Here is a 7,066-nt window from a genome sequence, read left to right as displayed (position 1 = left end):
CCCATCTCCCCTGCTCCCCTGTGCCCCTAATCCCCAACGCCACATGCTTCAAGCCGGGGAACCCGTCCAACGCAGTGGCTCCTCCCTTTCGGTCGTGGGGGCCCCGAGTTCCCCTGCTCCCTCGCTCACAACGGCCATTTGTGTACCTTTCGTTTACAAAACTATACAAAGTTTAAATTCTTGTTAGAGAAACTAGCAGTACTCTGAGAATATTAATTAACTTCCACTCCGGGGTGTCTGCTTATGAAAGCTTTACTACTCTGGCCCATAATGCCCAATTCTTTTTGGTCTTACCAGGAAACCCTTGATTTGGCAGGTTTACGCTCTACAAATCCGCCATTGGGTTTAATTACAGTGGCGGCGATGCTGCCAAATGATTGGGAAGTCAAATTGGTAGACCGCAATGTCCGCTTGGAGACAAACGAAGACTGGGATTGGTGTGATTTGGTAATCATCTCTGCAATGATTATCCAAAAAGATGATTTCCGTGAGTTGATTGCTAAAGGGGTGAAACTAGGTAAAAAGGTAGCAGTCGGCGGCCCTTTCCCTACATCAGTACCAGAATTTGCTTTGGAAGCAGGAGCTTCTTATCTAATTTTAGACGAAGGGGAATGCACCATCTCTATGTTCTTGGAAGCTTTGGCACGAGGACAAGAACAAGGGATTTTCCGTGCTACAGAAAAACCGGATGTTACTCAAACTCCTATACCTCGATTTGACTTGCTAGATTTAGATGCCTACATGGCTGTCACCGTACAGTTTTCCCGCGGTTGTCCATTTCAATGTGAATTTTGTGACATCATCAACTTATTTGGTCGCAAACCGCGCACGAAAACCCCAGAGCAGATGCTAGCGGAATTAGAAGTATTATATCAAATGGGCTGGTATCGCTATGTGTTTATCGTCGATGACAATTTTATAGGCAACAAACGCAATGCTAAAGTATTGTTGCGAGCATTAATTCCTTGGATGGAAGCACGCAATTATCCTTTTCCTTTGCTCACAGAAGCTTCGCTGAATTTGGCAGAAGATGATGAATTAATCGAATTGATGGTCAAAGCTGGCTTCACTATAGTATTTATGGGCATCGAAACGCCCGACGTGGAAAGCTTAGCAGGAATTCACAAAGAACAGAATACTCGTAAGTCCTTAATGGAATCATGCTACAAAATCACACAAGCCGGATTGCAAATTATGTCTGGCTTTATCATTGGTTTTGACAATGAACGTACTGGTGCTGGAGAACGCATTCAGCAATTTGTAGAAGACACAGGTATTCCGCAAGCCCATCTAAGTTTACTGCACGCATTGCAAAATACAGAAATGTGGAATCGCCTCAAGGAAGAAGGTCGTTTATATGAAGGTATAGCGACAGCTTATCAAGGTTCATTGATGAACTTTCAACCGACTCGACCTATAGAAGAAATCGTAGCAGAATACATTGATTGTTTCTGGAATCTTTATGAGCCGTTACCTTACTTAAAACGGACTTTCCGCCACTTTATGATGATGAAAGGTCAGCGTCCGAAAATCAAACATCGGCTGACTGGGCATGAAATGCGGCTGTTTTTGATGGTTTGTTGGCGACAGGGTGTAGTTCGCACCACACGTTTGACTTTTTGGTGGCAATTTATTGCGATCGCTCTACAAAAACCTAGTGTATTCTACGATTATTTCGTCGCTTTAAGTTTAGGCGAACACTTTTTCACTTTCCGCCATCAGGTGAAAGCAAGATTAGAAACAAAACTAAAGGAATTTCAGCAAAACAAGCAAGCACAAGAAAAAGCAGGTTATCAGCTAGAGGCTGTTAGTTGATATTTGGGAATTGGGAATTGGGAATTGGGAATTGGGAATTGGGAATTGGGAATTGGGAATTGGGAATTGGGAATTGGGAATTGGGAATTGGGAATTGGGAATTGGGAATTGGGAATTGGGAATTGGGAATTGAGATAGAAATTTCCCCCTCATCTTTCCACCTTCCCCTTCCCCTTCATCCTTCCCCTTCCCCTTCATCCTTCCCCTTCCCCTTAAGAAAAAATATTCTATCGAAGCTTAGTTACTTACTTGTGCTAAATTACTAAAGCTTGGAGTCGGGAAACTCCGGTGAGATTCCGGGACTGTGCCGCAGCTGTAAGGAAATTCACTTTTGAATTTCTGAGTCAGAATGCCGACTCCAGCCGTATCTTCAAGATACACTTACGGTCTACTCTCTGCGTTGCACGGAGAAGGAGTTTTAGTTTTGCTGTCTGGTATTGCCTGTCCTGGTTTGTTTTACGTCACACCTGCTTGCGATGGTATATTGTCTCGCATTAGAATACCAGGCGGGATTCTTAATAATATACAGTGCCGTGCGATCGCAGATATCGCAGACAAATACGGCGGTGGCTATATTGATGTCACGAATCGAGCCAACTTACAAGTCCGCGAAATTCGCACACAGATAAATACTACAGTTTTGAAGCACTTGCAAGATTTAGGGCTTGGTTCTTCTAATACGAATGTAGACCACATCCGTAACATTATGACCAGCCCTACAGCTGGCATAGATCCTCAAGAATTAATCGATACCCGTCCATTTGTTCAAGACTGGGACAATTACATTGCTACACATCCCCACCTTTGTGGACTACCAGCAAAATTTAGCGTTGGCTTTGATGGTGGTGGGTTAGTTTCAGTTTGCGATCGCCCCAATGATATCGCCTTTGCAGCTGTTTTAGTTAACAATCAAGTTTACTTCCGCCTCTGTCTCAGTATCGGCGCGAAGGGTGAACCACCCGCTGATACAGGGGTTTTGCTGACACCAGAAAAATGTTTACCCTTGTTGGCAGCTTTGGCTAATGTTTATCTAAAACATATTGATACTAATAGTAAACGTAAGCCACGTTTAAGAGAATTACTCAATAGTTTAGGTTGTGAAAATTATCTTCAGGAAGTTGAGGCAAGTTTGCCTTTTTCGCTTTTGCACAGCGAAATCAGAGGAAACCTAACCCCCCAACCCCCTTCCCTAGGAGGGAAGGGGGAGCAATTTCCCACTATCGTTACAAAAGAGAGTTTGGGGTTGAAGTCAGATACTCATACTCAGTTGTGTAGAGAAATAGCCTCAAAAAATGGGCAAGTAACATCTTCCTCATCCCCCTCATCCCCCCTACATCAGTATCAACATATCGGTATTCACCCCCAGCGTCAGCCAGGTTTATTTTATATTGGTGTCGTGTTGCCTCTTGGTCGCCTGGAAAGTCAGCAAATGCGGGGTTTAGCTGATTTGGCAGAAAGCTATGGCAGCAGTATCAGGTTAACTCCTTGGCAGAATTTACTTCTCACTGATATTCCCCAGCAATGGGTTAACGATGTGCAAAACAAACTTGCAGTCTTAGGGTTAGATTCTTCCCCAAGTAATATTAAGAGTGCATTAGTTGCCTGTTCTGGCAAGCGTGGTTGTGCTGCTGCTGCCACAGATACCAAGGGTGATGCATTGGCATTAGCAGAGTATCTTGAAACTCGCGTTACTCTAGACCACCCAATTAATATTCACTTCAGCGGGTGTGAAAAATCCTGCGCCCAGCATAGCAAAAGTGATATCACCCTCCTCGGTGTCAGCGCCCAAAAGGAAAATGGAACTGTGGAGAGCTATCAAGTTTATATTGGTGACGGTTATAGTCACGAAAAATTTGGTCGTGAACTCTACCAAGATGTCAGTTTAGCCAAACTACCCGCCCTATTAGAGCGAATGTTAAAAGTGTATAAAATAAAACGTACAAATTATACTGAATCATTTGCAGAATTTGCCAATCGATATGCGATCGCTCAACTAAAACAGCTATTCTCTTAAAAGCCCGCAGAACAAGCACAAAAAAGTATTTTCCCATGCTCCATTCCCAATTCCCAATGCCCGACTACATCAAAGACGCTAGTGAAATATACCGTAATTCCTTTGCCATCATCCGGTCGGAAGCCAACCTGGATATATTGCCAAAAGATGTAGCAAAAGTTGCTGTGCGTCTCATCCATGCTTGTGGAATGACGGATATTGTCACTGACTTGGGATATTCACCAACGGCAGTACAATCTGGACGGGTAGCACTCGCAGCAGGGGCTACAATTCTGTGTGATTGTCGTATGGTTGCCGAAGGCGTGACCAGAAAGCGGTTGCCAGCAAACAATCAAGTGATTTGCACCCTGAATCAGCCAGAAGTGCCAGAAATGGCTAAAAAGCTTGGTACAACAAGGTCAGCCGCAGCCTTGGAACTATGGCGATCGCACTTAGAAGGGTCAGTGGTGGCAATTGGCAATGCACCCACGGCACTGTTTAGGCTACTGGAAATGCTAGATAAAGGATGCCCCAAACCGGCGGTAATTTTGGGTTTTCCAGTGGGGTTTGTGGGGGCGGCAGAGTCAAAAGCCGCCCTAGCAGCAGATAGCCGGAATGTACCATTTTTAACATTACATGGTCGGCGGGGTGGCAGTGCGATCGCCGCCGCCGCAGTAAACGCCTTGGCAACGGAGGAAGAATAAATATGCAAACCAAAGGTCGTCTCTATGGAATTGGTGTAGGGCCTGGCGATCCAGAATTGTTGACTTTAAAGGCATTGCGGCTATTACAAGCTGCCCCTGTGGTTGCCTATCAATCGGCAACAGATAAAGAAAGTATAGCGCGGGCGATCGTGTCACAGTATTTGACTGTTAATCAAATCGAGGTACAGTTTCATTTACCCCGCGCCTTGGAACCAGAAAAAGCACAAGCAATTTACGACAAAGAAGTTGAACCAATTGCCGAACATCTAGCCGCTGGACGCGATGTAGCTGTGTTGTGCGAAGGTGATCCGTTTTTCTACGGTTCATTCATGTATGTTTTTACCAGATTATCTGACCAGTACCAAACAGAAGTTGTCCCTGGAGTTTCTTCATTAATGGCTTGTCCGGTGGCTTTAGGTGTACCCTTCACCTACTACAACGATATTCTCACCGTGCTACCTGCGCCAATGCCAGCCGAAGAACTGACTACACAACTGCTGACAACCGATGCAGCGGCGATTATGAAACTGGGTCGTCACTTTACGAAAGTGCGCGATATCCTGCACCAATTAGGGTTAGCATCGCGGGCAAAATACATTGAACGAGCAACAATGGCACAGCAGCGAATTGTACCGCTTGATGAAGTTGATCCAGCACAAGTCCCCTATTTCGCTATGATTGTCATACCCAGCAAAAATCGACTGTAGACTTGGGGCGTAGTCAAGTTTTCTGTGTGTTGCCTTGATGAATAATCAAATATGATTTGTACATGAAGTTCGAGTGGGATGAGTCAAAAGCAACCGCCAATTTCAACAAGCATGGTGTTAGCTTTGAAGAAGCTAAAACCATCTTTGATAATCCACAGGCAGTTATCTTTGATGATAAAGCGCACTCTGTAAATGAGCAGCGAGAAATTATTATTGGACACTCTCAAAGTAATCGGTTGTTGTTAATTGCCTTCACAGAAAGTTCTAATGCTATCGGTATCATCAGCGCCCGTCTAGCAACTCGAAGAGAACGTGAAGATTATGAACAAAACGTTTTTTGATGAATCACAAAATTCTAACGATGAGCTTATGCCAGAGTACCACTTTGATTACCAGAAAGCAAAACCCAATCGCTTTGATCGTGATGCTCAAAGCCAAGCAGTTATGGGAGGTAAAGCTTTAGCTTTAGTAACTGACAGTGACAAATCTAAAGAGGAAGCTGTGAATTTTATTGTAGAACCTGAAGCACCTCCTTTTCGAGAAGATGAAACAGGAGCTATACGAGTAGGAAATTCAAGAATTTTGCTGGAGTTGGTAATTCGTGCTTTTCAAGATGGTGCGTCCCCTGAATCCATTGTGCAGCGTTACTCAACTTTATTGTTATCTGATGTTTACACCACAATTGGTTATTATCTCCGCCATCAAGAGGCTGTAAAAGCCTATCTCAACCATCGTGAACAGTTAGCAGAATCAGTAAAACAGAAGTTGTCAAGTGTTCAACCTGATTTGAGTTTAATCCGTTTGCGCTTGTTGGCTCAACAACAATATTTCTATGAAAGCTAAATCCTGATGCTTTTTGGCCAGCTTAACGTAGGCTATACTAATTACCTATTTGTGATTTTATTTAAGAACTACTCCCTTCCCGCTCAAAGAATACCTATCCCCTCTTTTTCTCTGTGTTCTCTGCGTCCTCTGCGGTTCGTAAAAAAATTAAGTATTCTTACACCGGGATAAGAGTATCAAATTTCTCAAAATAACTATTAAAGTTCAAGAAATTTTATGATGACGAAGATTGCACCTGCCGTTGTGGTATTGGGTGAAAATAGTGTGGCAGTAGCACGCAAAATAATAAGTGTCATACCAGGGGCAACATTATACGGTTTAGCGGGCCGTACTTGCGAGGTTGATGTCAGCTTTACGAATTTCGGCCAGACGCTGCGCGAGTTATTTGCTGAAGGGACACCGCTAATTGGTATTTGTGCGGCTGGTATTTTAATTAGAACATTAGCTCCTATCATTTCAGATAAACGCACTGAACCGCCAGTTATAGCCGTGGCTGAAGATGGTAGCGCTGTTGTCCCTCTGTTGGGTGGACTCAGTGGTGTAAATGATTTGGCACGTCACATAGCCGAAGCACTTGATGTGAAAGCTGCAATTACAACCACCGGCGATATCCGTTTTCGCACAGCGTTGTTGTCTCCTCCTCCTGGATATTACTTAGCTAACCCAGACGATGCCAAAACCTTTATCTCAGATTTATTAGCTGGGGCGCAAGTGAAGTTAGAGGGAACAGCATCCTGGTTGAGTAATAGTCAATTGCCCATCGACTCTCAAGGAGATTTGACGATTCAGATTACAGAACGTTTGGTGCTTCCTACACCCAAGCGGCTAGTATACCACCCCGCAACTGTAGCGATCGCTATCACCAACACCATTGATGTATCTTCAGTACAGCAGTTACTAGCTGATGCCGAACTTGCACCCGCATCCGTAGCAGCCATATTCGCACCCCTAACTGTTGCTGCAAATCCAGCAATACACGCCGTTGCTGAAGCCTTGGGCGTACC

At 44.3% G+C, this 7,066-nt stretch carries 6 protein-coding genes, 1 pseudogene and 1 riboswitch; all 7 genes and pseudogenes read left to right on the top strand.

Annotated features, from left to right (window positions below; genetic code table 11):
• Positions 1-243 precede the first annotated feature (243 nt).
• Positions 244-1,815, top strand: a complete 1,572-nt coding sequence (locus I8748_RS17105; protein WP_198125769.1) for a B12-binding domain-containing radical SAM protein — start codon at positions 244-246, stop codon at positions 1,813-1,815.
• Positions 1,816-2,070: 255 nt separating this feature from the next.
• Positions 2,071-2,190: riboswitch (cobalamin riboswitch) on the top strand.
• A complete protein-coding gene (cobG, locus tag I8748_RS17100) occupies positions 2,165-3,829 on the top strand; it encodes a precorrin-3B synthase (RefSeq protein WP_198125768.1) in 1,665 nt (554 codons plus the stop codon). Its footprint overlaps the riboswitch before it by 26 nt.
• 56 nt (positions 3,830-3,885) lie before the next feature.
• Positions 3,886-4,512 (top strand): precorrin-8X methylmutase, encoded by a 627-nt coding sequence (locus I8748_RS17095; RefSeq protein WP_198125767.1) that lies wholly within the window; start codon positions 3,886-3,888, stop codon positions 4,510-4,512.
• Between the two features lie 2 nt (positions 4,513-4,514).
• Positions 4,515-5,219: a precorrin-2 C(20)-methyltransferase gene (locus tag I8748_RS17090; RefSeq protein ID WP_198125766.1), complete on the top strand. Its 705-nt coding sequence runs from the start codon at positions 4,515-4,517 to the stop codon at positions 5,217-5,219.
• A 62-nt stretch (positions 5,220-5,281) separates the two neighbouring features.
• Positions 5,282-5,560, top strand: a complete 279-nt coding sequence (locus tag I8748_RS17085; RefSeq protein ID WP_198125765.1) for a BrnT family toxin — start codon at positions 5,282-5,284, stop codon at positions 5,558-5,560.
• Positions 5,541-6,062 (top strand): DUF433 domain-containing protein, encoded by a 522-nt coding sequence (locus tag I8748_RS17080; protein WP_225896450.1) that lies wholly within the window; start codon positions 5,541-5,543, stop codon positions 6,060-6,062. Before I8748_RS17085 ends, I8748_RS17080 begins: the two co-directional genes overlap by 20 nt.
• A gap of 216 nt (positions 6,063-6,278) precedes the next feature.
• Positions 6,279-7,066: pseudogene (locus I8748_RS17075) on the top strand (cobalt-precorrin 5A hydrolase); the annotation flags it as partial.

It is taken from the genome of Amazonocrinis nigriterrae CENA67 (genome assembly GCF_016056305.1).
Taxonomy (GTDB): domain Bacteria; phylum Cyanobacteriota; class Cyanobacteriia; order Cyanobacteriales; family Nostocaceae; genus Amazonocrinis; species Amazonocrinis nigriterrae.
This window is presented reverse-complemented; position numbering and strand designations above follow the sequence as displayed.

Coding starts and splice junctions, on each gene's coding strand:
- I8748_RS17105 (WP_198125769.1), top strand. CDS start 244: ATGAAAGCTTTACTACTCTGGCCCATAATGCCCAATTCTTTTTGGTCT.
- cobG (WP_198125768.1), top strand. CDS start 2,165: ATGCCGACTCCAGCCGTATCTTCAAGATACACTTACGGTCTACTCTCT.
- I8748_RS17095 (WP_198125767.1), top strand. CDS start 3,886: ATGCCCGACTACATCAAAGACGCTAGTGAAATATACCGTAATTCCTTT.
- I8748_RS17090 (WP_198125766.1), top strand. CDS start 4,515: ATGCAAACCAAAGGTCGTCTCTATGGAATTGGTGTAGGGCCTGGCGAT.
- I8748_RS17085 (WP_198125765.1), top strand. CDS start 5,282: ATGAAGTTCGAGTGGGATGAGTCAAAAGCAACCGCCAATTTCAACAAG.
- I8748_RS17080 (WP_225896450.1), top strand. CDS start 5,541: ATGAACAAAACGTTTTTTGATGAATCACAAAATTCTAACGATGAGCTT.